23 protein-coding genes are annotated in these 21,325 nt (G+C 59.3%); 15 read left to right on the top strand and 8 right to left on the bottom strand.

Features of this window, described 5'->3' with window-relative positions; genetic code table 11:
- Nucleotides 1-12 precede the first annotated feature (12 nt).
- On the top strand, nucleotides 13-1,260 hold the full coding sequence (ispG, locus tag AC1DTN_RS07880) for a flavodoxin-dependent (E)-4-hydroxy-3-methylbut-2-enyl-diphosphate synthase (RefSeq protein WP_477920314.1): 1,248 nt from the start codon (nucleotides 13-15) through the stop codon (nucleotides 1,258-1,260).
- A gap of 57 nt (nucleotides 1,261-1,317) precedes the next feature.
- Here ispG and AC1DTN_RS07885 read toward each other — a convergent pair whose 3' ends face one another.
- Nucleotides 1,318-2,232 carry a polyprenyl synthetase family protein gene (locus AC1DTN_RS07885; protein ID WP_477920315.1) on the bottom strand — a complete coding sequence of 305 codons (915 nt, stop codon included), beginning with the start codon at nucleotides 2,230-2,232 and terminating at the stop codon, nucleotides 1,318-1,320.
- A 134-nt stretch (nucleotides 2,233-2,366) separates the two neighbouring features.
- Here AC1DTN_RS07885 and mtgA point away from each other — a divergent pair, with 134 nt between their 5' ends.
- The 5 genes from mtgA (at nucleotide 2,367) to AC1DTN_RS07910 (ending at nucleotide 5,476) form a co-directional block, all read left to right on the top strand.
- Nucleotides 2,367-3,104, top strand: coding sequence for a monofunctional biosynthetic peptidoglycan transglycosylase (gene mtgA, locus AC1DTN_RS07890; protein WP_439016859.1), 738 nt, complete (start codon nucleotides 2,367-2,369; stop codon nucleotides 3,102-3,104).
- Nucleotides 3,105-3,199: 95 nt separating this feature from the next.
- Nucleotides 3,200-3,922 carry a DUF1868 domain-containing protein gene (locus tag AC1DTN_RS07895; RefSeq protein ID WP_439016858.1) on the top strand — a complete coding sequence of 241 codons (723 nt, stop codon included), beginning with the start codon at nucleotides 3,200-3,202 and terminating at the stop codon, nucleotides 3,920-3,922.
- 12 nt (nucleotides 3,923-3,934) lie between these two features.
- Entirely contained in the window at nucleotides 3,935-4,582 is a 648-nt protein-coding gene (locus tag AC1DTN_RS07900) for a glutathione S-transferase family protein (protein ID WP_477920316.1), read from the top strand.
- Nucleotides 4,583-4,737: 155 nt separating this feature from the next.
- Nucleotides 4,738-4,923, top strand: coding sequence for a 50S ribosomal protein L32 (rpmF, locus tag AC1DTN_RS07905; RefSeq protein WP_003543812.1), 186 nt, complete (start codon nucleotides 4,738-4,740; stop codon nucleotides 4,921-4,923).
- Between the two features lie 145 nt (nucleotides 4,924-5,068).
- Nucleotides 5,069-5,476 (top strand): hypothetical protein, encoded by a 408-nt coding sequence (locus AC1DTN_RS07910; RefSeq protein WP_477920317.1) that lies wholly within the window; start codon nucleotides 5,069-5,071, stop codon nucleotides 5,474-5,476.
- Here AC1DTN_RS07910 and phaR read toward each other — a convergent pair.
- The gene (gene phaR, locus AC1DTN_RS07915) at nucleotides 5,471-6,043 is read right to left on the bottom strand and encodes a polyhydroxyalkanoate synthesis repressor PhaR (protein ID WP_113319841.1); all 573 of its coding nucleotides are present in this window, start codon (nucleotides 6,041-6,043) and stop codon (nucleotides 5,471-5,473) included. The two genes, AC1DTN_RS07910 and phaR, sit on opposite strands and share 6 nt — an antisense overlap.
- A 233-nt stretch (nucleotides 6,044-6,276) precedes the next feature.
- On the opposite strand from phaR, the gene AC1DTN_RS07920 reads away from it, so the two are divergent.
- Nucleotides 6,277-7,458, top strand: coding sequence for an acetyl-CoA C-acetyltransferase (locus AC1DTN_RS07920; RefSeq protein WP_113319840.1), 1,182 nt, complete (start codon nucleotides 6,277-6,279; stop codon nucleotides 7,456-7,458).
- A gap of 67 nt (nucleotides 7,459-7,525) precedes the next feature.
- Entirely contained in the window at nucleotides 7,526-8,251 is a 726-nt protein-coding gene (gene phbB / locus AC1DTN_RS07925) for a beta-ketoacyl-ACP reductase (protein WP_113319839.1), read from the top strand.
- A gap of 2 nt (nucleotides 8,252-8,253) precedes the next feature.
- Here the strand turns inward: phbB and AC1DTN_RS07930 are convergent, their stop codons facing one another.
- The 4 genes from AC1DTN_RS07930 to AC1DTN_RS07945 form a co-directional block, all read right to left on the bottom strand.
- On the bottom strand, nucleotides 8,254-8,379 hold the full coding sequence (locus AC1DTN_RS07930) for a hypothetical protein (RefSeq protein WP_439016852.1): 126 nt from the start codon (nucleotides 8,377-8,379) through the stop codon (nucleotides 8,254-8,256).
- Between the two features lie 66 nt (nucleotides 8,380-8,445).
- Complete coding sequence (locus AC1DTN_RS07935) at nucleotides 8,446-8,592, bottom strand: hypothetical protein (protein WP_439016851.1); 147 nt, start codon at nucleotides 8,590-8,592, stop codon at nucleotides 8,446-8,448.
- Between the two features lie 193 nt (nucleotides 8,593-8,785).
- Nucleotides 8,786-9,040, bottom strand: a complete 255-nt coding sequence (locus AC1DTN_RS07940) for a YMGG-like glycine zipper-containing protein (protein WP_007825452.1) — start codon at nucleotides 9,038-9,040, stop codon at nucleotides 8,786-8,788.
- A gap of 25 nt (nucleotides 9,041-9,065) precedes the next feature.
- Nucleotides 9,066-9,221 carry a DUF3309 family protein gene (locus tag AC1DTN_RS07945; RefSeq protein ID WP_007825451.1) on the bottom strand — a complete coding sequence of 52 codons (156 nt, stop codon included), beginning with the start codon at nucleotides 9,219-9,221 and terminating at the stop codon, nucleotides 9,066-9,068.
- An 858-nt stretch (nucleotides 9,222-10,079) separates the two neighbouring features.
- Between AC1DTN_RS07945 and AC1DTN_RS07950 the strand changes: the two genes are divergently transcribed.
- From AC1DTN_RS07950 to AC1DTN_RS07970, 5 genes are all read left to right on the top strand, one after another.
- Entirely contained in the window at nucleotides 10,080-13,211 is a 3,132-nt protein-coding gene (locus tag AC1DTN_RS07950) for a helicase-related protein (RefSeq protein WP_477920319.1), read from the top strand.
- Nucleotides 13,212-13,213: 2 nt separating this feature from the next.
- Entirely contained in the window at nucleotides 13,214-13,618 is a 405-nt protein-coding gene (locus tag AC1DTN_RS07955; protein WP_113319837.1) for an RNA-binding S4 domain-containing protein, read from the top strand.
- Nucleotides 13,619-13,813: 195 nt separating this feature from the next.
- Nucleotides 13,814-14,152: a ferredoxin FdxA gene (fdxA, locus tag AC1DTN_RS07960; RefSeq protein ID WP_007825445.1), complete on the top strand. Its 339-nt coding sequence runs from the start codon at nucleotides 13,814-13,816 to the stop codon at nucleotides 14,150-14,152.
- 397 nt (nucleotides 14,153-14,549) lie between these two features.
- Nucleotides 14,550-15,122 carry a CarD family transcriptional regulator gene (locus AC1DTN_RS07965; RefSeq protein ID WP_007825443.1) on the top strand — a complete coding sequence of 191 codons (573 nt, stop codon included), beginning with the start codon at nucleotides 14,550-14,552 and terminating at the stop codon, nucleotides 15,120-15,122.
- Between the two features lie 380 nt (nucleotides 15,123-15,502).
- Nucleotides 15,503-16,366 carry an RNA polymerase factor sigma-32 gene (locus AC1DTN_RS07970; RefSeq protein ID WP_477920320.1) on the top strand — a complete coding sequence of 288 codons (864 nt, stop codon included), beginning with the start codon at nucleotides 15,503-15,505 and terminating at the stop codon, nucleotides 16,364-16,366.
- A gap of 53 nt (nucleotides 16,367-16,419) precedes the next feature.
- On the opposite strand, the gene AC1DTN_RS07975 is transcribed toward AC1DTN_RS07970, so the two are convergent.
- Together AC1DTN_RS07975 and AC1DTN_RS07980 are read right to left on the bottom strand one after the other, a co-directional pair.
- Nucleotides 16,420-17,964 carry a M48 family metalloprotease gene (locus AC1DTN_RS07975; protein WP_477920321.1) on the bottom strand — a complete coding sequence of 515 codons (1,545 nt, stop codon included), beginning with the start codon at nucleotides 17,962-17,964 and terminating at the stop codon, nucleotides 16,420-16,422.
- Between the two features lie 382 nt (nucleotides 17,965-18,346).
- On the bottom strand, nucleotides 18,347-19,891 hold the full coding sequence (locus tag AC1DTN_RS07980) for an MDR family MFS transporter (RefSeq protein WP_477920322.1): 1,545 nt from the start codon (nucleotides 19,889-19,891) through the stop codon (nucleotides 18,347-18,349).
- Between the two features lie 117 nt (nucleotides 19,892-20,008).
- Here AC1DTN_RS07980 and AC1DTN_RS07985 point away from each other — a divergent pair, with 117 nt between their 5' ends.
- Both AC1DTN_RS07985 and AC1DTN_RS07990 read left to right on the top strand, forming a co-directional pair.
- Nucleotides 20,009-20,533, top strand: a complete 525-nt coding sequence (locus tag AC1DTN_RS07985; protein WP_477920323.1) for a MarR family winged helix-turn-helix transcriptional regulator — start codon at nucleotides 20,009-20,011, stop codon at nucleotides 20,531-20,533.
- 92 nt (nucleotides 20,534-20,625) lie between these two features.
- A complete protein-coding gene (locus AC1DTN_RS07990) occupies nucleotides 20,626-21,300 on the top strand; it encodes an OmpW/AlkL family protein (RefSeq protein ID WP_477920324.1) in 675 nt (224 codons plus the stop codon).
- The last annotated feature ends 25 nt before the right edge of the window (nucleotides 21,301-21,325 follow it).

Below are 21,325 nucleotides of genomic sequence, written 5' to 3' on the forward strand. Positions count from 1 at the left end.
TAAGAGCTCTTTATGTCTGCTTTCGATTTCGATCCGAAACCGCGCCGCGCTTCCGTTGCCGTCGATGTCGGCGGTGTCATCGTCGGCGGCGGTGCGCCGGTCGTCGTGCAATCCATGACCAACACCGATACGGCGGATGTGGATTCCACGGTTGCGCAGGTGGCCGCACTCCATCGCGCCGGTTCGGAGCTGGTGCGCATCACCGTCGACCGCGACGAAAGCGCTGCCGCCGTGCCGAAGATCCGCGAGCGGCTGCTGCGCCTCGGCATGGATGTGCCACTGATCGGCGACTTCCACTATATCGGCCACAAGCTGCTTGCCGATCATCCGGCCTGCGCCGAAGCGCTGGCGAAGTATCGCATCAATCCCGGCAATGTCGGCTTCAAGGACAAGAAGGACAAGCAGTTCGCCGAAATCATCGAGATGGCGATCCGCTATAACAAACCGGTGCGCATCGGGGTCAACTGGGGTTCGCTGGACCAGGAACTGCTGACGCAGCTGATGGACAAGAACCAGGCCGAAGGATCGCCGCTTTCGGCCCGGCAGGTGACGCACGAGGCGATCGTGCAGTCGGCGCTGCTGTCTGCCCAGCTTGCCGAAGAGATCGGCCTGCCGCGCAACCGCATCATCCTGTCGGCCAAGGTCAGCCAGGTTCAGGATCTGATCGCCGTCAATTCCATGCTCGCCGAACGCTCCAACCATGCGCTGCATCTCGGCTTGACCGAAGCCGGCATGGGCACCAAGGGCATCGTCGCCTCTTCGGCTGCCATGGGCTATGTGCTGCAGAACGGCATCGGCGATACGATCCGCATTTCGCTGACGCCGGAGCCGAATGGTGACCGCACCCGCGAGGTGCAGGTGGCGCAAGAACTGCTGCAGGTCATGGGTTTCCGCCAGTTTGTGCCTGTCGTCGCGGCCTGTCCCGGCTGTGGACGCACGACCTCGACGGTATTCCAGGAGCTCGCGCAGAACATCCAGAGCGACATCCGCAAGAACATGCCGATCTGGCGTGAGAAATATCCGGGTGTAGAAGCACTCAATGTCGCCGTGATGGGCTGTATCGTCAATGGACCGGGCGAAAGCAAACATGCCGATATCGGCATTTCGCTTCCCGGCACCGGCGAGACGCCGGCTGCCCCCGTCTTCATCGACGGCAAGAAGGCCCTGACGCTGCGCGGCCCAAATATCGCCTCGGATTTCGAGGTGCTCGTCATCGACTATATCGAGAAGCGTTTCGGCCAGAAGACGGCAGCGGAGTAATCACTCCGCTTTTCGATGAACTGGAGCAGGGCTGGATGGTACCGCCCTTCCTCTGTCTCAATTCTTGCGTTCGGCCACGAAGTGGGCCGTGGCGATCAGCACTGCGGCGCGTTCACCATAGGGGGCGAGCAGCTCTTCTGCGTCCTCGACATGCTGACGCAGCCGCTTCTCCGCCCATTCCATGCCGTGAAGCGCCACCAGCGTTCCCTTGCCGCGGGCGGCATCTTTGCCGGTCGCCTTGCCCATCGTCTTGATATCGGAGATCAGGTCGAGAATATCATCGGCAAGCTGGAAGGCGAGGCCGATCTTCTCGCCGAAGCGGCGCAGGCGCTGCCGGTCTTCGGCCGAAGCGCCGGCAATGATGGCGCCGGCCTCGCAGGCGAAGCGGATCAGCGCACCCGTCTTCATCGCCTGCAGGCGGATGATGCCAGCTTCATCGGGCGCCTGATTTTCCGCTGCAAGATCAAGGGCTTGCCCGCCGGCCATGCCGCCGAGGCCCGCGGCGCGGGCGATCGCCAGAACGAGTTCTGTCTTGCTGCGGTCCGGCAGGTCGGTTTCCGGGGCTGCGATGATGTCGAAGGCGTAGGTCAGCAGGCTGTCGCCGGCCAGAATGGCGGTCGCTTCGTCGAATTTGATGTGTACGGTCGGCTTGCCGCGGCGCAGGTCGTCGTCGTCCATAGCGGGCAGATCGTCGTGAACGAGCGAATAGCAATGGATGCATTCGAGTGCTGCGCCGACGCGAAGTGCTGCCTGCCTGTTGCCGCCGAGAAGTGCTGCGCTTTCCACGACAAGAAAGGGGCGCAGGCGTTTGCCGCCATTCAGGACGGCGTAGTGCATGGCGCTACGCAAGAGGTCGGGACGGGCGATCTCGTCGGACAGTACGGTGGGAGAGAGCAGGAGATCGAGCAGCGCCTCGATCTCAGCGGCGCTGTTTTTCAACCGTGTCTCGAATGTTTCCCGCTTAGCGTCCATGCGCGCTCTTTGGCACGGCAGAACGGCTGCTGGCAACGGAATTGTCGATCGCCGCGTCAAGATTTCCGCTGCACTCTGGCAATGATGGTTTTCAGGCGGTATGACAACGACAAGGGCGAAATCGGACTGGGACATTGGATATAGCGCCGCAGACAGAGGAGAGCGTCGAGGCGCCGGTTCGCCGGCGCTGGGTTGGAGACCGCCAGGTGCTGAAGCGCATTGTTCTTGCCGTTCTGGCGGTGATGCTTTTTCCCTACGTGCTGATCCTTCTCTATCTGCTGCCCTTCATCCATCCGGTTTCGACGCTGATGCTGCGCGATCTCTTGCTTCTGCGCGGTTATGACCGACGGTGGGTGTCGATCGACGATGTTGCACCTGTGCTCGTGCAATCGGTGATGATGTCGGAAGACGGGCAATATTGCTTCCACGGCGGTGTCGATTGGGGCGAGATGCGGATGCTGGTCGAGGATACGCTGAAGGGCCAGGAGACGCGTGGCGGCAGCACCATTCCCATGCAGACGGCGAAGAACCTCTTCCTCTGGAATAGCCGCTCCTTCATCCGCAAGGGATTGGAACTACCGCTGGCTGTCGGCTCCGACTTCGTCTGGTCGAAGCGGCGGCTGATGGAGATTTATCTCAATATCGCCGAATGGGGGCCAGGCATTTACGGTATCGAGGCGGCTGCGCAATATCACTTCAAGGTGCCTGCCTCGAAGCTTACGCGCCGCCAGGCATCGTTGCTTGCGGTTTCGCTACCGAACCCGATCGATCGCAATGCCGGAAAACCCGGACGAGGGCTGCGCAGGCTTGCAGCGCTCATCGAACGGCGGGCGCAGGGCTCGGGCGATTACATCAAGTGCATCTATGATTGAATCAGAACTTGTCGTTGGAAGCGGCAAGCGTCATCTGACATTCTTGATCCTGCCATATGGGCGAATGCATCAGCAATCAAAGCCCCGAGTCGCCCATGACCACCACGACACTTTCGCCCGAGCTTCTCCAGTATTCGAAGACCCATAATCCGGCTCCGCCGCGGCATCTCGGCTCCCGCTACCAGAAGCTCGGCGGCTTCCTGCCCGAGCGGGGTAACACGATCGTCTGCCATCCCCCGAGGGGCTCACGAACGCAGCAGGTGCTGATCGAAGCGCGTGAGAGATATCTGGCGATGCCCGAGGCACCACAATTCATCTTCACGCCAATCACCAGCCTCCATATGACGCTTTTTGAAGGCGTGATCGAGACCGGCCGCAAGGAGAACCATTGGCCTGATAATATTCCGCTCGATACGCCGATCGATGACATGACAGAGCTCATGGGCGCGCGGCTCGAAGGCTTCAAGATGTTCGATCCCTTCAAGGTCGCGATCGTCGAAGCCCGTCCGTCCGGCCTGCTCCTCGAGGGTGCGACAGAGGATGACCGCAAGGTTATGCGCGCCTGGCGCGACGCATTCGCCGATCTCCTGGGTTACCGTCAGCCCCACCATGAGAATTACAAGTTCCACATGACCTTCACCTATGCGATCGAGCGGCTGGAAGACGAGGCGCTGCCGCGCTGGCAGGCAATGCTTGACGAGGTGACAGAGGATATCCGCAGCAGGGCGCCGGTACTGGAACTCAACCCGCCGGCCTTCTGCGTGTTCGAGGATATGAACCACTTCCACGAACTGCTGATCTTCGATTTCGAACCCTGACAGGAACACACCATGGACAAGCTGACGCTCTATATCGCCAACAAGAACTACTCTTCCTGGTCCTTCCGGCCGTGGATGGCGCTGACGGGCGTCGGCATCGATTTCGAAGAGGTACTGATCCCCTTCGATTATCCAAACAGCAATCCCAATATCAAGGCGGTCTCTCCGAGCGGCCATGTGCCCCTGCTGCAGCATGGTGCGCTGAAGATCTGGGAATCCTTCGCGATCATCGAATATGTAGCCGAGCTTTACCCAAATGCCGGGTTGCTGCCGAAGGATCGCGCCGAGCGGGCGCTCGCCCGTTYGGGCTCCATGGAGATGATGTCGAGCTTCCGGGCGCTGCGCAGCGCCTGCCCGATGAATATTCGCCGCCTGAAGGGCAAGATCGCGCTGCCTGACGGCGTCTCTGCCGATATCAGTCGCATCGAGACAATCTGGCGCGACCTGCTGCAGAAATCCGGTGGACCGTTCCTCTTCGGTGCATTCAGCGGAGCGGATGCGATGTTTGCGCCCGTCGTCAATCGCTTCGATATCTATGATCTCGTCAGCAGCACCGATATACTGGCCTACATGAGCGCGATGAAGGCGCATCCAGCCTGGCGGAAGTGGGAAGAAGCAGCCCGAGCCGAGCCGTGGATCGTGCCGGAAGACGAAGTCTGAGCAGACAATCAGAGGCATCGCAAAAAATACATATGGGGACTGGTCAAGGCCGCCCCTTGCATGTATAAGCGCGCAAAATTCCGAAATCGCGACATGTCCGTTTCGGCCGCCAGTCTGGCCGTGGGAATGTTTTGCCCGCAAGTGGAGTAAGAGAAATGGCTGTACCGAAGAGAAAAACGAGCCCGTCCAAGCGCGGCATGCGCCGTTCGGCTGATGCGCTGAAGGCTCCGACCTATGTCGAAGACAAGAACTCCGGCGAACTGCGCCGCCCGCACCATATCGATCTAAAGACCGGTATGTACCGTGGCCGCCAGGTTCTGACGCCGAAGGAAAGCGCATAATTCTTTATGCGGCTTGTCCGATGAAAGTTTTGAAGGCCGGCTCTATGCCGGCCTTTTTCTTTTCAAGATATTATAATCTTCAGTGCCTTGAAGTGAGACGGTGATGTCAGGCAGTATTCCCTGGAGATCAGGGAGATATTTCTGCATGATTACCGTAATGCCGCTGATGGTTATTCCATTTATTCTTTACAATCTGGCGATGCTGGGCCTGATGGGTGGCGGCGGCATTCCCTCGCTCCAGCACGATGTGATCGTACTGTCGATGCTTTCGGGAGCGATCTGGAGTATGGCGCTCGGCGATCTTTTCATCGTCGTGGCGCTCGTCGTACTCTTCTTCGAGATCTTGAAGGCGACCCGGAACGCTTCCGGCAACCTCATCAACCACATGCTGTCGATGCTGGTCTTCATCGCCTTCCTGGTCGAGTTTCTTCTCGTCAAGGATGCGGCGACCCAGGTCTTCTTCATCCTGATGACCATTGCGCTGATCGACGTGATCGGCGGCTTTGCGGTGTCGATCCGCAGCGCCGGCCGGGACGTTTCTATCGGCCTATAGGTTGTCGAGCTTGTTCTGCAGCGCGCGAAGCTGTTCCTTCAGCTCGTCGATGTCCTTCGCCTCCGCCTTGCGGCTTTCCTTGGGCGGCGGCGTCATGAAGGGTGAGAACATCTGCATGGCCTGCTGGAACATCTCGGTATTCCGGCGGACCTGTTCCTCGACCATTTGCATGGGAAGCTGCAGGTTCTTGCTGAGCGGCGTTTCGCCGAAGGCACGGTTCACCTGCTCACGGATCTGCGACTGCTGTTCCGTGAAGGCGCGCATGGAATGTTCCAGGAAGCTCGGAACGACCATCTGCATCTGGTCGCCGTAGTAGGTGATCAGCTGACGCAGGAAGGAGATCGGAAGCAGCGTGTTGCCGGTCTTCGATTCCTGCTCGAAAATAATCTGGGTCAGTACCGAATGCGTGATGTCGTCACCGCTTTTGGCGTCCTGAACGACAAAATCCTCCCCCTTCTTCACCATCTCCGCCAGGTCTTCCAGCGTCACATAGGTGCTGGTGCCTGTATTATAGAGGCGGCGATTGGCATATTTCTTGATTACGATCTGACCCTCAGTCTTCGCCATATCAGTCTCCCGAACCCCGTCTGATTGTATGGATACTCCTCCACCAGAGACTGTAGACGCAAAAGAAGGGCGGTGACAATCTCTTTGTGCGATGCGGCAAGCCCTTTCCCTGTACGGATAAATCCATTTGAGGGCGCTGCAGCAAATGGTGGAATAGTCTTGGCATTTGACTTGCGCCTGCAGCTTTGTCAGTTTCCACTTATATGTGTGACGAGAAACGAGGAAACCACCCCATGAGCAGTTCATCCGTCGTCATCGCCAGCGCAGCGCGCACCGCTGTCGGTTCCTTCAACGGTGCTTTCGGCACAATTCCCGCTCACGAGCTCGGCGCTGCCGCCATCAAGGGCGCGCTGGAGCGGGCAAATGTCTCCCCTGAAGACGTGGACGAGGTCATCCTTGGTCAGGTCCTGCAGGCCGGCGAGGGCCAGAACCCCGCTCGCCAGGCGGCGATGAAGGCTGGTGTACCCAAGGAGGCGACGGCCTGGAGCGTCAACCAGCTCTGCGGTTCTGGTCTGCGTGCCGTTGCCCTCGGCATGCAGCAGATCGCGCTCGGTGATGCGAAGATCATCGTCGCCGGCGGTCAGGAATCCATGTCGATGGCGCCACACGCGGCGCATTTGCGCGGCGGTGTGAAGATGGGCGACATGAAGATGATCGACACCATGATCAAGGACGGTCTAACCGACGCCTTTTACGGCTATCACATGGGCGTTACTGCAGAAAATATCGCACGCCAATGGCAGCTTTCGCGCGACGACCAGGACCAGTTCGCCGTCGGCTCGCAGAACAAGGCGGAAGCCGCGCAGAAGGCTGGCCGCTTCAGGGATGAAATCGTTCCCTTCATCATTCAGGGCCGCAAGGGTGATGTAACCGTCGATGCCGACGAATATATCCGCCACGGCGCGACGCTGGAGGCCATGGCCAAGCTGCGGCCCGCCTTCGACAAGGATGGCACGGTGACCGCGGCGAATGCCTCCGGTCTCAACGACGGCGCTGCCGCAGCCGTGCTGATGAGCGAAGCGGAAGCGTCGCGACGCGGCATCCAGCCGCTTGCCCGCATCGTTTCCTGGGCAACAGCCGGTGTCGATCCCCAGGTCATGGGGACCGGCCCGATCCCTGCTTCCCGCAAGGCGCTGGAAAAGGCCGGCTGGTCCGTCGGCGATCTAGACCTCGTCGAGGCCAATGAAGCCTTCGCGGCCCAAGCCTGCGCCGTGAACAAGGATCTCGGCTGGGATCCTGATATCGTCAACGTCAATGGCGGCGCGATCGCGATCGGTCATCCGATCGGCGCTTCGGGTGCGCGCGTCCTCAATACGCTCCTCTTCGAAATGAAGCGCCGCGGCGCCAAAAAGGGCCTCGCCACGCTTTGCATCGGCGGCGGCATGGGTGTCGCGATGTGCTTCGAGGCAATGTAAATAGCGTACAATGCATGTTTCTTGAGGCCCGCCCGAGAGCGGGCTGACAATAACTGGGGAGCGGAACATGAGCAGAGTGGCTTTGGTCACTGGTGGTACGCGCGGAATTGGCGCGGCAATTTCGATGGCTCTAAAGAATGCCGGCTATAAAGTTGCTGCCAACTATGCCGGCAATGATGAAAAGGCCAAGGCATTTCACAATGTTACCGGCGTTCCCGTCTTCAAGTGGGACGTGTCCGACTATCTTGCCTGCGGCGAAGGTATTGCGAGGGTCCAGGCCGAACTCGGCCCGGTCGAGATCCTCGTCAACAATGCCGGGATCACGCGCGATGCGATGTTTCACAAGATGACGCCGCAGCAGTGGCATGAGGTGATCAATACCAACCTCACCGGCCTCTTCAACATGACGCACCATGTGTGGAGCAGCATGCGTGACCGCAGCTTCGGCCGCATCGTCAATATCTCCTCCATCAACGGCCAGAAGGGCCAGATGGGGCAGGTGAACTATTCTGCCGCCAAAGCCGGCGACCTCGGGTTTACCAAGGCGCTTGCCCAGGAAGGTGCGGTCAAGAACATCACCGTCAATGCCATCTGCCCCGGTTATATCGGGACGGAGATGGTGCTTGCGGTGCCGGAAAAGGTGCTGAATGAGAAGATCATTCCGCAAATCCCGGTCGGGCGCCTCGGCGAACCCGAGGAGATCGCGCGCTGCGTGACCTTCCTCGTTTCCGAGGATGCCGGTTTCATTACCGGTTCGACGTTGACGGCCAATGGCGGTCAGTTCTTCGTCTGAACCTATTTCTTCTGGCTGTGGGCGTAGTTGCTCGGGAAGCTGCCGGCACTGTCATAGGGGCCGGCAGATGCGCCATAGGCCGCGAGGGCAATGGTGATGAGGGCGGCGATTGCGATGATCTTGTTCATAGTCTTATCTCCCTGCAGACGGGCGCTCGTATAGTTGCCGTTACGCGGTTCGGTTCATTGATGGCGTCAGGCGTTGGGATGGCGCCGTCTATTGGCTTTGACGGGCACTTTCTGGACGGCGCGGTCCTGGCTGCGGAGGGCAGCGACTGCCGTCGTGAGGAAAGCCGAGGCGATCAGGACGGCGACGGCGGAATTCAGGAAAATCTGGGCCATGGTAGCGTTCCTTTTCTTTCACGGGCGGCACAGGCTCTGCCCTTGTGATGTTGAAAGGAATATGCGCTTGGTCCTGGTGGCGCGGTAGATTTGACTTCAGCGACCGATCGTCAACGCGGCGTTGACGACAAAAGCGGCCAAGAAAAACGGGCGCTGAAGCGCCCGTTCAAAATTTCCGATGGGCCGATGCTGATTAGCGGCAACGCGCTTCGTAGCGGCGACCGTAGCGGTCGCGATAGATGCAGTAGCCGCGGCGCTCAACCGACTGGCCGATCAGTGCGCCTGTCAGACCGCCGGCGACTGCGCCGACTGCCGCGCCACCCCAGCTGTTGCTGACGGCGCCGCCGATGATGGCGCCCGTGCCCGCACCAATCGCCGTGCCCTGCTCCGTCGGGGTGCAGGAGGCGAGAGCGCCAATGAGAGCGCAGCTAAGAACAATCTTTTTCATGTCTAACTCCCCAGGTTACCGGCCTTTAAATTCGGCCCATCAGTACAAGAATGATAATGATGACGAGAACTAACCCCAAACCACCGGAAGGTCCATAGCCCCAGCCGCGGCTATAACCCCAATTCGGCAAGGCGCCGACCAATAACAGAATAAGGATAATAAGAAGTATCGTGCCAAGCATGGTGTTTGTCCTGCCTCATTCTCATTTCGACTGGACTAGAAACCCGCATCCGCGATTTTTGTTCCCGGCTAAACTCTCAGAATATCACGGCGGCGTGATCGCCCTTTGCGACAGAGGCCGAATTTAGCCGGTTCCTTCGAAAGCAAGTCGGCGAAATGCTATCGGACATTTTCCGATTATGGTTAAAATCATCTTTTAATACAATATGTTGCGGTGAACAAAGCGGGAAAATGAAGATGTCTCCGATTCGTCGGCGATTCGTTCCGGCTTTGATCAGCCATGACTTTCCTCAGCCTACCGGCGCCGGTCTGTTTAAGGCTCCGTAAATTCGGCATGCAAAAGATTAACGCGATCCAACCGCTCGGAATCGCTGCGCAAACCCGGAACCCGTATCTTGGGATCGGTGGCGAAAGTGCCCACAAGATCTCGCCGTGAACGAAAGGGGAAACCTCGATATCAGCGATTCGTCTCCGATTCGTTCCGGCTTTGGTCGAAGCGTTAATTTCGGGCTTGACCTTTGCGTTTTTACGATGCGGCAAAAAGGCGTTAATCGCGGTGCCAGCATTTGTTCGCAGGCGAGTCTAGAGATTCAGCATCTAGTGTAAAAAAGCGATTCAAAATCAATACTTAGCCGTGAACAAAAGCTGAATCAGCCGGAGTCAGCGATTCGTCTCCGATTCGTTCTCAAGCTGTTCCGAATCTTAAATCAAGGACTTAGCGGGCTGTGACTTCCGTGCTCAATCCAAAGTCTATTTCAAATCTGCCCTTGCGTTTGAAGCTTCGGCTGTCCATGTGTTCTGTGCCTCATTCGCAGCTCCGACTTGACCCTGGGGCGTCACCGCCTCACTTGCATGGAATATGACCCTGACTTCGCAGCCGATGATACTGAGCGGGCGCGGCGTGACCGCGATGCTCGGGCCGACCAATACCGGCAAGACCCATTATGCGATCGAACGCATGGTGGCGCATGGGACGGGTGTCATAGGCCTGCCGCTCCGCCTGCTGGCGCGCGAAGTCTATACGCGCGTGGTCGAAAAGGTCGGCGCCCATAACGTGGCGCTGGTGACCGGCGAAGAAAAGATCTCGCCGCCGAATGCGCGTTTCTCGGTCTGTACGGTCGAAGCGATGCCACGGGAAACCAAGGCAGCCTTCGTCGCCATCGATGAAGTGCAGCTCGCTGGAGATCTCGAGCGCGGCCATATCTTTACAGACCGCATCCTGCACCTGCGCGGGCGCGAGGAGACGCTTCTGCTAGGTGCTGCCACAATGCGGCCGATCCTGCAGCAGCTTCTGCCGGGGATTACGGTCACGGAGCGGCCGCGGCTTTCCCACCTTCTCTATGCCGGGCAGAAGAAGATTACCCGGCTGCCGCAGCGTTCGGCAATCGTCGCCTTCTCGGCGGACGAAGTTTACGCGATCGCAGAACTGATCCGGCGCCAGCGCGGCGGTGCGGCTGTCGTGCTCGGAGCGCTCAGCCCGCGCACCCGCAATGCGCAGGTCGCGCTCTATCAGGAGGGTGACGTCGAATATCTCGTCGCGACCGATGCGATCGGCATGGGCCTCAATCTCGATGTCGACCATGTGGCCTTCGCGCAGGACCGGAAGTTCGACGGGTATCAATTCCGCAACCTCAACCCCGGCGAACTCGGCCAGATCGCTGGCCGCGCCGGCCGTCATGTGCGTGACGGAACCTTTGGCGTAACCGGCCAGGTTTCACCCTTCGACGAGGAACTCGTGCAGCGCATCGAGGGCCATGAGTTCGACAATATCAAGGTTCTGCAGTGGCGTACCAAGGATCTCGATTTTTCCTCGATACAATCCCTTCGGGCAAGCCTCGAGACCGGCCCCCGCGTGCCGGGTCTGACCCGGGCGCTGCCGGCCGTCGACCAGCAAGCGCTCGAACATTTGTCGCGCTATCCGGAAATTATTGATCTCGCCAGCACGCCGGCGCGGGTCGAAAAGCTCTGGGAGGCTTGCGCTCTACCGGACTATCGGCGCATAACGCCTGCGCAACATGCCGATCTTATTTCTACCCTCTTTTCCGATCTAGTGCGCTATGGCACGGTGAACGAGCAGTTTCTAGCCGAACAGGTTCACCGTTCGGATCGGACAGATGGAGAAATTGACACGCTTTCGGCGCGAATCGCGCAGATAAGAACCTGGACCTATGTATCGAATCGGCCCGGCTGGCTTGCCGATCCGACACACTGGCAGGAAAAGACGCGGGAAATCGAAGATCGATTGTCCGATGCGTTACATGAAAGGTTGACGAAACGCTTTGTTGATCGCAGGACATCTGTGCTCATGAAGCGCCTGAGAGAGAATGCGATGCTGGAAGCTGAAATCAGTGTGAATGGCGATGTCTTTGTTGAAGGACATCATGTGGGGCAGTTGACCGGGTTCCGTTTCACGCCTGTTGGGGGAACGGACGGGCCGGATGCCAAGGCGGTTCAGGCTGCGTCGCAGAAGGCGCTTGCTCTCGAATTCGAAGCTCGTGCCGCACGCTTGCATGCCGCAGGCAATGCCGATCTGGCGATCGGATCGGATGGACTCGTCCGGTGGCTCGGCGATCCTGTCGGCCGCCTTTCGGGCAGCGATCATGTGATGCGTCCGCGTGTCATCCTGCTTGCCGACGAGCAGCTCACGGGCAATGCGCGCGACCATGTCGCCGCCCGTATCGAGCGCTTCGTCAATCATCATATCAGCACGGTGCTGAAGCCGCTCGACGACCTGTCGCGCGCCGAAGACCTGCAGGGCCTTGCCAAGGGGCTTGCCTTCCAGCTCGTCGAGAATCTCGGCGTGCTCTTCCGCCGCGACGTGACGGAAGAAGTGAAGTCTCTGGATCAGGATGCGCGCGCTTCCATGCGCCGATACGGCATTCGCTTCGGCGCTTATCATATCTTCGTGCCTGCGCTTCTGAAGCCGGCGCCGGCGGAGCTCATCACCCTGCTCTGGGCGCTGAAGAATGACGGTCTCGACAAGCCGGGCTACGGTGATCTCATTCCGGTGCTCGCCGCCGGCCGTACCTCTGTGGTCACCGATCCGAGCTTCGAGCGTATGTTCTACAAGCTCGCGGGCTTCCGTTTCCTCGGCAAGCGCGCCGTGCGCATCGACATCCTGGAGCGTCTTGCCGATCTCATCCGTCCGCTCCTGCAGTGGAAGCCGGGTCAAGGCACGCGTCCCGAAGGCGCCTATGACGGTCGCCGTTTCACGACGACGACGGCGATGCTATCCATTCTCGGCGCGACGCTCGAAGACATGGAAGAGATTCTCAAGGGTCTCGGCTACCGCGCCGATGCCGTGAAGGCCGAAGAGGCAGCCGCATTCCTCGCAACGCAGGATGCAGCATCCGTTCCGGCTTCAGCGGTGACTGAGGCCGCAGCAGAGGAAACGGCTGAAAAGGCCGACCACGATGACGCAGACGGCGCTTCGGAAGAAACGCCCGCTGTCGAAGCCGCACCTGTAGCTGAGGAAACGCCTGCAGTTGCCGAAGATTCGGCTGAGGCGGGCGAAGCTGCAGAGCCGAAGCCGGTTCTCCTGTGGCGCCTCGGTGGCCGCAACGAAAACCAGCGCCAAGCGCGCGGCCATGGCGACCGCCGCGGCGGACAGGGCCAAGGCCAGGGTCAGGACCGCGGTGAGCGCAACAATCGCCGTCAGGGCGGTGGCGAAGGTGGCGAGAGCCGGGACGGTAATCGCAACAACAACCGCAACCGGGATGGCGGCAATCGCGACGGTAACCGGGAAGGCGGCAATCGTGACGGCGGCAATCGTGATGGGGGCAGGCCTCAGCATGCGCGTAATGACCGCAACGAGCAGCGCGGCGACCGTCAGGACCGCAAGGATCGTGGCGATCGCAACGACCGCAACAACAATCGCGGCAATTCGCAGCCGCTGCGCTTCGAGGCCAAGCCGCCGCGCAAGGAGAAGCCGATCGATCCGGATTCGCCGTTTGCCAAGCTTGCAGCGCTCAAGGAGCAGATGAAGAAGTAGTCATGAGTGGAGAGACACAGCCAGGGAGCGGTTCGCGCCAGCGCATCGACAAATGGCTGTTCTTCGCACGCATGGTGAAATCGCGCTCGCTGGCGCAGAGCCATATCCAATCCGGTCACGTCAGCATCAATGGCGCACGCTGTGCACAGCCGAGCCAGATGGTCAAGGTGGGCGATCGCGTTGAGCTGAGGCTGGAGCGGCGGGATGTCATTCTCGTTGTCCGGCTGCCGGGCGAGCGGCGCGGACCCTATGAGGAGGCGAAGCTGCTCTATGAGGATCTGTCGCCGCCTCCGGATGTGGCAAAACGCCTCACGCCCTATGAGCAAGCTATTCGGGCCACCGGCTCCGGAAGACCGACGAAAAAGGAACGGCGCGCAATCGACAGGCTGATGTCGGATGAGGATTAGAAAACTCTTCCTGCCGTCAGCTTTTCGGAGATCGTTTGTCCTTGAAATCCTGCTGTAAAGCCGATACGTGACACACAACCTGCCGGGTAGCGTGCTTGCCTCCCAAGCCTGTCCACGCTTTCTCTCCGGCTTAGGGGACAGGCGCGACGTTCCAGGTTGCCCGGCCCCGCCCGCGTGGAAATCCTGGAGTTCTTCATGACCTATGTCGTGACCGACAATTGCATTCGCTGCAAATATACCGACTGTGTTGAAGTCTGCCCCGTCGACTGTTTCTACGAGGGCGAGAATTTCCTCGTCATCCATCCCGATGAGTGCATCGACTGCGGTGTTTGCGAGCCGGAATGTCCGGCCGAGGCGATTAAGCCCGATACCGAACCGGGTCTCGACAAGTGGCTGAAGATTAACGCTGAATATGCGAGCATCTGGCCGAATATCACGGTCAAGAAAGAGCCGATGGCCGAGGCCAAGGAGATGGACGGCGAGACCGGAAAATTCGAGAAATACTTCTCGGAAAAGCCCGGTAGCGGCGACTGAAAATTTCGACGTGCGGTGCCGATGAAACCGGGTTCAGCGGCAGGTTAAACGTTTCAAATTACGCGTGAGTCACATGGGGGCTATGTGTTGCCCACATGACTCACGTTAAGCAAATTATTGATTTCCTCATATTTTTGTGATACGTTCACCACACTGTTCCATTTGTGGCATGACGCATGCCCAAAACCATCACGAAAGTAAAACAAATCCGTACGCGGTTTCCGTGACATATCAATAACTTGAGCTGTCGGATCCCAAGATCGCGCGCAAGGATACCTTTTGCTTCTGTCTGGTGGAACCAGAGTGAAGTCACCCGACGGATTTAACCGTCTCATCCGGGCCTGACTGACCCGGCTCCGGCCGCCGCCGGTAGCGTAACAGGGAGTTTTTGATTAGAATGACCACCCAGCAGAAAAAACCTTCTACCGCACGTCACGGCTTCAAGACTGGTGAATCGATCGTGTACCCCGCACATGGCGTCGGTACCATCACGGCTATCGAAGAGCAAGAAGTCGCCGGCATGAAGCTTGAACTTTTCGTCATCGATTTCGAAAAGGACAAGATGCGGCTGAAGGTTCCGGTCGCGAAGGCCATGAGCATTGGCATGCGTAAGCTTTCCGAGACCGATTTCGTCGAGCGCGCCCTCAAGGTCGTGCAGGGCAAGGCTCGCGTCAAGCGCACCATGTGGTCCCGTCGCGCTCAGGAATATGATGCCAAGATCAATTCCGGCGACCTGATTTCCATCGCAGAGGTCGTTCGCGATCTTTATCGTGCCGAGAACCAGCCGGAACAGTCCTATTCCGAGCGTCAGCTCTATGAGGCTGCTCTTGACCGCATGGCTCGCGAAATCGCTGCCGTCAACAAAATGTCTGAAACCGAAGCAGTTCGCCTCGTCGAGACCAATCTCAACAAGGGTCCGAAGCGTGGCAAGGTAATCGAAGAAGACGACTCGCAGGACGAAGCCGCTTAATAGCGCATTGTTTTTGCTGATGAAAAAACCCGGCCTTGGTGCCGGGTTTTTTATTGGAACTTTTTCGCCGCTACGACGTTCATACACAGTAGTGCGGACATGACCGGAGCCCATAAAGCTCGGTTTGACTTCCGCCGAAGCTGTCAATGTTCGATGAGGAGAGGATCATGATTTCCAGAATTTGCCTTTCCGGCAATCTCAAGAAACAGATCCAATCCTGCCGTCTTGGCGGCACATGACGAGAGATAGGGCCTCCTCCTGAAAAGTCCAGGAGGAGGCCTTTATGCATTCAAGACCCTAGTTTGCTCCGGCGCAGCGATGTTCCGGAAACGATGTTTGCTTGTTCATTTTTAGGCACGTGGCCCATTTAGGAGAGCGATATGAAGAACATGTCTGCAGATCGGCGCATGATCAAAATAGCAATGGCGGCTCCCTATCTTGCCCGTGAGGAAGAGCATAACCTGGCCATTCGTTGGAAAGATCATGAAGACCGCGGCGCCCGCAACCAAATCGCCATGGCGCATATGCGCCTCGTCATTTCCATGGCAGGCAAGTTCCGCAATTTCGGCCTGCCGATGAGCGATCTCGTACAGGAAGGTTATGTCGGGCTTCTGGAGGCCGCGGCCCGGTTCGAACCGGCGCGCGATGTGCGCTTTTCCACGTATGCAAGCTGGTGGATCCGCGCCTCGATCCAGGACTATATCCTGCGCAATTGGTCGATCGTGCGCGGCGGTACGAGTTCGGCGCAGAAGGCACTTTTCTTCAATCTGCGGCGCCTGCGCGCCAAGCTGGCCAAGGGCGATACGCAGCTGACACTGCAATCCATTCATCAGAAAATCGCGGCTGCCCTCGGTGTCAGCCTTGCTGACGTGCAGACCATGGATGCGCGCCTTTCCGGCAACGACGCCTCGTTGCAGGCGCCTTCCGTTTCGGGTGATGCCGACAGTGCAGAAAAGATGGATTTCCTCGTCAGCGACGAACCTCTGCCGGATGAGCAGGTCTCAAACATGATCGACGGCGAACGCCGTCGTGTCTGGCTTGCCTCTGCCCTCAAGCATCTCAACGAGCGTGAAATGAAGATCATCAGCGCGCGCCGGCTTGCCGAAGACGGGGCGACACTCGAAGAGCTCGGCGCTGACCTCGGCATTTCCAAAGAGCGCGTGCGCCAGATCGAAAGCCGGGCGATGGAAAAGCTTCGTACGGCGCTCGTCAGCGCCGATCCGCACATGGCAGCCTATGCCTGACAGGAATTACTCCCCAGCAGCACAGACTGGCCCGGCACAAGCCGGGCCTTCTTTTATTCGGAGATAATCTTCACGCGGTCGCCGGGAGAAACGGCAGCGCCCGTCGGCAGGGCGTTGATCAGTTTGAAGAGATCGAGCTTGCGATCGGTACCCATCATGCGGGAAGCGAGCGTGGTGATGTTCTCGCCAGGGCGGACTGTGACCACCCGCACGCGAAGCGGCTTCAGCGAAGCGGCTTCGTCCGGCGTCATACGGCGGAAGCTTGCGCGCAGAACGTCTGCCGTCGGCTCCAGCGACGGGCTGCCTTTCGGCACCGCCGTCAGAAAGCGGAAGATCTGATTGTTGTTTCTGATGACCGTGACATCGAAGTCCCAACGGTCGGCAGTGGCGCGCGCGGTCGCAGCCTCCATGCCATTGACGTTGATCGGCTGGATGGTCGACGGATCGAGGCCGGTAACCCAGCCGCTGGAAATGTAATTCGTCAGGCTCTGGTTCTGGTTGTCGGCCACGCCGTCAAAGCGGATGGCGATATCGTTCGGGCCGGTTGCCATGACGGCCTCGACCTTGTTGTCGATGCTGAAGTCAGGCGGCACGTCGAAGCGGATGCCGAGGCCGCCGTGCAGGAAGGTCTGGCCGCGCACATAGCCCTCTTCCGGACTGTCCCCGTAGAGAAGGCCGTCGATGCCATCGAGATAGTAGTCACGGCCTTTATCGCCGACGGAGCCTTCCTGGCCGAAGGCGCGAGCGTGGGTGCGGGCAAGCTCGATGCGCTGGGCGGAATTCGGATGGCTCGACAGGAAGTCCAGGCTCTGGTCGGCCTCGGGATCGACCGACATGAAGCGGCTGTAAGCGGCCATGGAGTCGAGGAAACGGGCTGCGGCATAAGGATCATAACCGGCTTCACCGAGCATGCGTACGCCGATGACGTCGGCCTGCAGTTCCTGCTGACGAGAGAAGGCGGCAAGACGCAGCTTGCCGCGGGCAAGCGCCTGTTTGCCGGCTATATCGCTCGACAGCACTTCGGCGACGACACGGCTGGCAATGACTTCCGCCTCTTCACGCTTCTGCCGCTCGATGCCATGGTTTGCGGTGACGTGGCCCATCTCGTGTGACAGCACGGCCGCGACTTCCGAGGCATCGTTGGCAAGCGCCAACAGGCCGCGGGTGACATAGAGATAACCGCCCGGCAGCGCGAAGGCGTTGATAGCGGGCGAGTTCAGGATGGTGATGCGGTAGGACTGGCTCGGATTCTCCGAGACGGCCGTCAGTGCGCCGGCGATACGCGCGACGAGGCGCTCGGTCCTGGCGTCCTTATACTCGCCGCCATAACTCGCAACGATGCGCGGATGCTCGCGGGCGCCCATGGCGGCGCGAGGGTCGTTCTTCTGCACTTCGTCGACGATTTGCGGATTAGACGAAGGGCCGACGGTCGGCTGATAGGATTGTTGGATCAACGACTCGCAGCCGTTCAGCGCGACGGCGCAGGCCGACAGCAGCAGGAAACGGCGCGCCCAACGGCGCGGCGCAAAAAAGGCATCACTGGAAAGCGCGGGCGATTTCCACGTCGTCATACTGTCCAGTCTGTCTCTCCGCACCATTTTAAGTCGCCGGTCTGCCGCATCTTCGGGCCGGCCGTTGCCAGGAAAATTCAATAGGCTTCCGCCTCGGTTCTCGCGCTGCACAATCGGCCGATCCAAGTCTTTGCTGTAGCCGATTTCCGCGTGGGTTGCATAGCGAGACTCTATCTAAATGTGGCGCCGTTGCATTTCGGCAATGCCCCGCCTGTCGAGGCACTTCTCGCTCCGATGAAATTATGGCGAAAGTTCCATCGCGAGAGCAGATTCCGGCTGCACTGCGGAAAAAATCGGTCAGTACGGCGACCGATGCGGGCACGCGTAACATTCGCGCGAATAATACAATTAATGGTGGTGTTTTCGAGCCGACTAAATTGAAGAGGCGCGGAGGCCGCGCGCTCTGTGCTTACTCCGCGGCTTCGGCGGCGGCGGCGGTGGTCTGGCTGGTCTTCTGTTCGCCGGCGCGGGGGAGCTGCACCGGCTTCAGCATAATGGCGGCGATCAGACCGATCAAAGCGATGCCGCAGGAGGTCATGAACAGCGGCGAGAAGGCGGAGGCATAAGCATTAGCCACCGCCTGACGGCTGGCTTCGGGAAGTGCTGCCATCATTTTCGGCGTCAGCTCCTCGATATTGGCCACACCCGGGATGGAGGAGCCGAGCCTGCCGAGCTGCGATGCAATGATTGCACCGTAGATGGAGATGGCAATCGAGGCGCCACCCATACGCGACAGCGTGACCGAGCCGGTTGCGGCACCCACATCGCGGGCGGGTGCGGCATTCTGAACGCCGATGACCGGAACCTGCTGGGCAAGGCCAATACCGATGCCGTGCAGCAGCATGATCGCGCCGATGAAGGCAATCGGTGTGCCGGCATGAACCTGCGAGATCAGTGCAAAAGCGATGGCGCTGCAGGTGAGGCTGGCGATGGCGAAGGGCTTGTAGCGGCCGGTCCTCGAAATGATGCGGCCGGCATTCAGGGAGCCGCAGACGAGACCGCCTGTCAGCAGAATGAAGAGCAGACCGGCGCCCGACGGCGAAAGGCCTGTCGTCGTCTGCAGGAACAGCGCGAGGTAGTTGACCATGCCGATGGCGATTGCGCCGCCCATGATCGAGATTACCAGTAGCAGGCTGAAGGTGGAATTGCGGAAAAGCGGCAGCGGCACGATCGGCTCCGGCGCGCGACGTTCGACGAAAACCCAGGTGATGGCGCAAACGACACCGAAGGCGACGATGCCGATGCTCTGCGGAGAGATCAACGCACCGAAAAGCTCGCTGCTATCGGTCGCAAGCACGATGCTGGTTGTCGTCAGCGCCAGCAGGAGTGCGCCGGCATAATCGATCTTCGGCCGGCGATGAGGCTTGCGGTAGGGCAGCATGAAGGCGAGGCCGGTAAGCACGATGAAGCCGATCGGCACATTGACGAGGAAGATCGAGCGCCAGCCGAAGAGATCGCTCATTGTGCCGCCGAGGACCGGGCCGATGGCGCCGGAGGCCATCAGTACGAGGCTGGAATAGCTCTGGTAGCGGGCGCGTTCGCGCGGCTCGAAGAGGTCGGCATTGACGGCGAAGATCGAAACCATGATGCCACCGCCGCCGAAGCCCTGCAGCACGCGGGCGGCAATCAGCGTGTTCATCGAGACGGCGAGACCGCAGACGGCGGAGCCAACCGTGAAGATCGCGATCGCCGTCATCATCACATATTTGCGTCCGAAGAGATCGCCGAGCTTGCCATAGAGCGGCATCACGGCGCTGAGCGCCAGTAGATAGGCCGAACCGATCCAGCCGAAGCGGTCCAGATGACCGAACTCGCCGACGATGGTCGGCAGTGCGGTGGAGACGATCTGGTTATCCAGCGTCGCCATGAACATGGCGGTCATCAGGAAGAAGAAGAGGATGAGCCGCCGACGGGGATCCGTTACGAGCGGGGCGGGGGCAAGTTGCATATCCATGGGATGGGCCATTCTCGTTATATGGATATATTATGTGCTAATGTCATATATTTGTCAACGGCATATTATTGACATTGGCATATTTTATTTTCAACCCCGGTCTGTTATGATTCCGTCATGAACGAGACCTTGACCAAGACAAAAACGACCGAGCTTGATGATCCTTTGGACAGTGTGCCGCGCATCGGCCGCACCATGACGCGCATGCGAATGATGACGGGACGCCGGCTGATCGGCCGCCTGGCGATCCAGAGTGTGGCGCCGGACCTGGAACTATCTCATCTCGACGTACTCGATGCCGTGCGTCGCGCACAGGAAAATGGCGAGGTGACGGTCGGCGCCATTGCCGAGATGCTACGCATCGACCCTTCGAGGGCAAGCCGCGTCGTGTCCGATATGGTGGGCCGCAACGTCCTGCGCCGTGAGGCTTCGCAGGCGGATGCGCGACGTATCGTCGTCGTCATGACTCCGCTCGGGAAGGATCTGCTGGCGGAAATCCGGGCCCAGAAGCTCGCCTTCGTTTCCGAGGTTGTGGGGGACTGGCCACAGGAGGAGATCGACACTTTCTCGCTGCTGTTCGAGAAATTCATCGGCGGCTACGAGGCGATCTTCCTTTCCCGCGACAAGGATACACCGGGCTAAGAAAATAGTCCGAGCGTTTGATCTCGCTCAAGCCGACCCATCCAAGGCAAGCCTAAGTCTCTCCTCGATCGACGAAATCAGGAGAGATTCACATGAAACATCATCCGCTTCGGCTGAGGGGTATTTTTGCCGCTATCGTTTTCGCATCCTTCGGGCATGCGGCGCTTTCTGCCGATCTGGCGCCTTCGGCGGGCTCGCCAATGGCCACGCAAAGCCCATGGCAGGTACGTCTTCGTGCGCTTGGCGTGATCACGCGCGACAACGGCTCAGTCGATGGCATTCCCGGATCCGATCTGTCCTATTCGGACACGGTGATTCCGGAAGTGGATATCTCCTATTTCTTCACCGACAATATTTCTGCGGAGCTCGTTCTCGGCACGACCTATGCCAATGTGCATGGCGAAGGCTCGATTGCCGGCCTCGGGGAAATCGGCAAGACGTGGCTGCTGCCGCCGACGCTGACGCTGCAGTATCATTTCACCGATTTCGGTGCCTTCCAGCCCTATCTCGGTGCCGGTGTGAACTACACTGTCTTCTACAACCAGTCCGGCAAGAGTGCCGACAGCCTCGATGTGAAGAACACATTCGGCGTCGCGCTGCAGGCCGGTTTCGACTACATGTTCGATGAGCATTGGGGTGCGAACCTGGATGTGAAGAAAATCTTCCTGCGTCCGGATTTCGATGCGACCGTCGGCGGTGCCGATGTCAGCGGCAAGGCGAAACTGGATCCCTGGCTGATCGGCGCCGGTGTCACCTATCGCTTCTAGAGCATTTGATTACGCAATTCCCGCA

Source organism: Rhizobium sp. 01T444 (genome assembly GCF_056398305.1).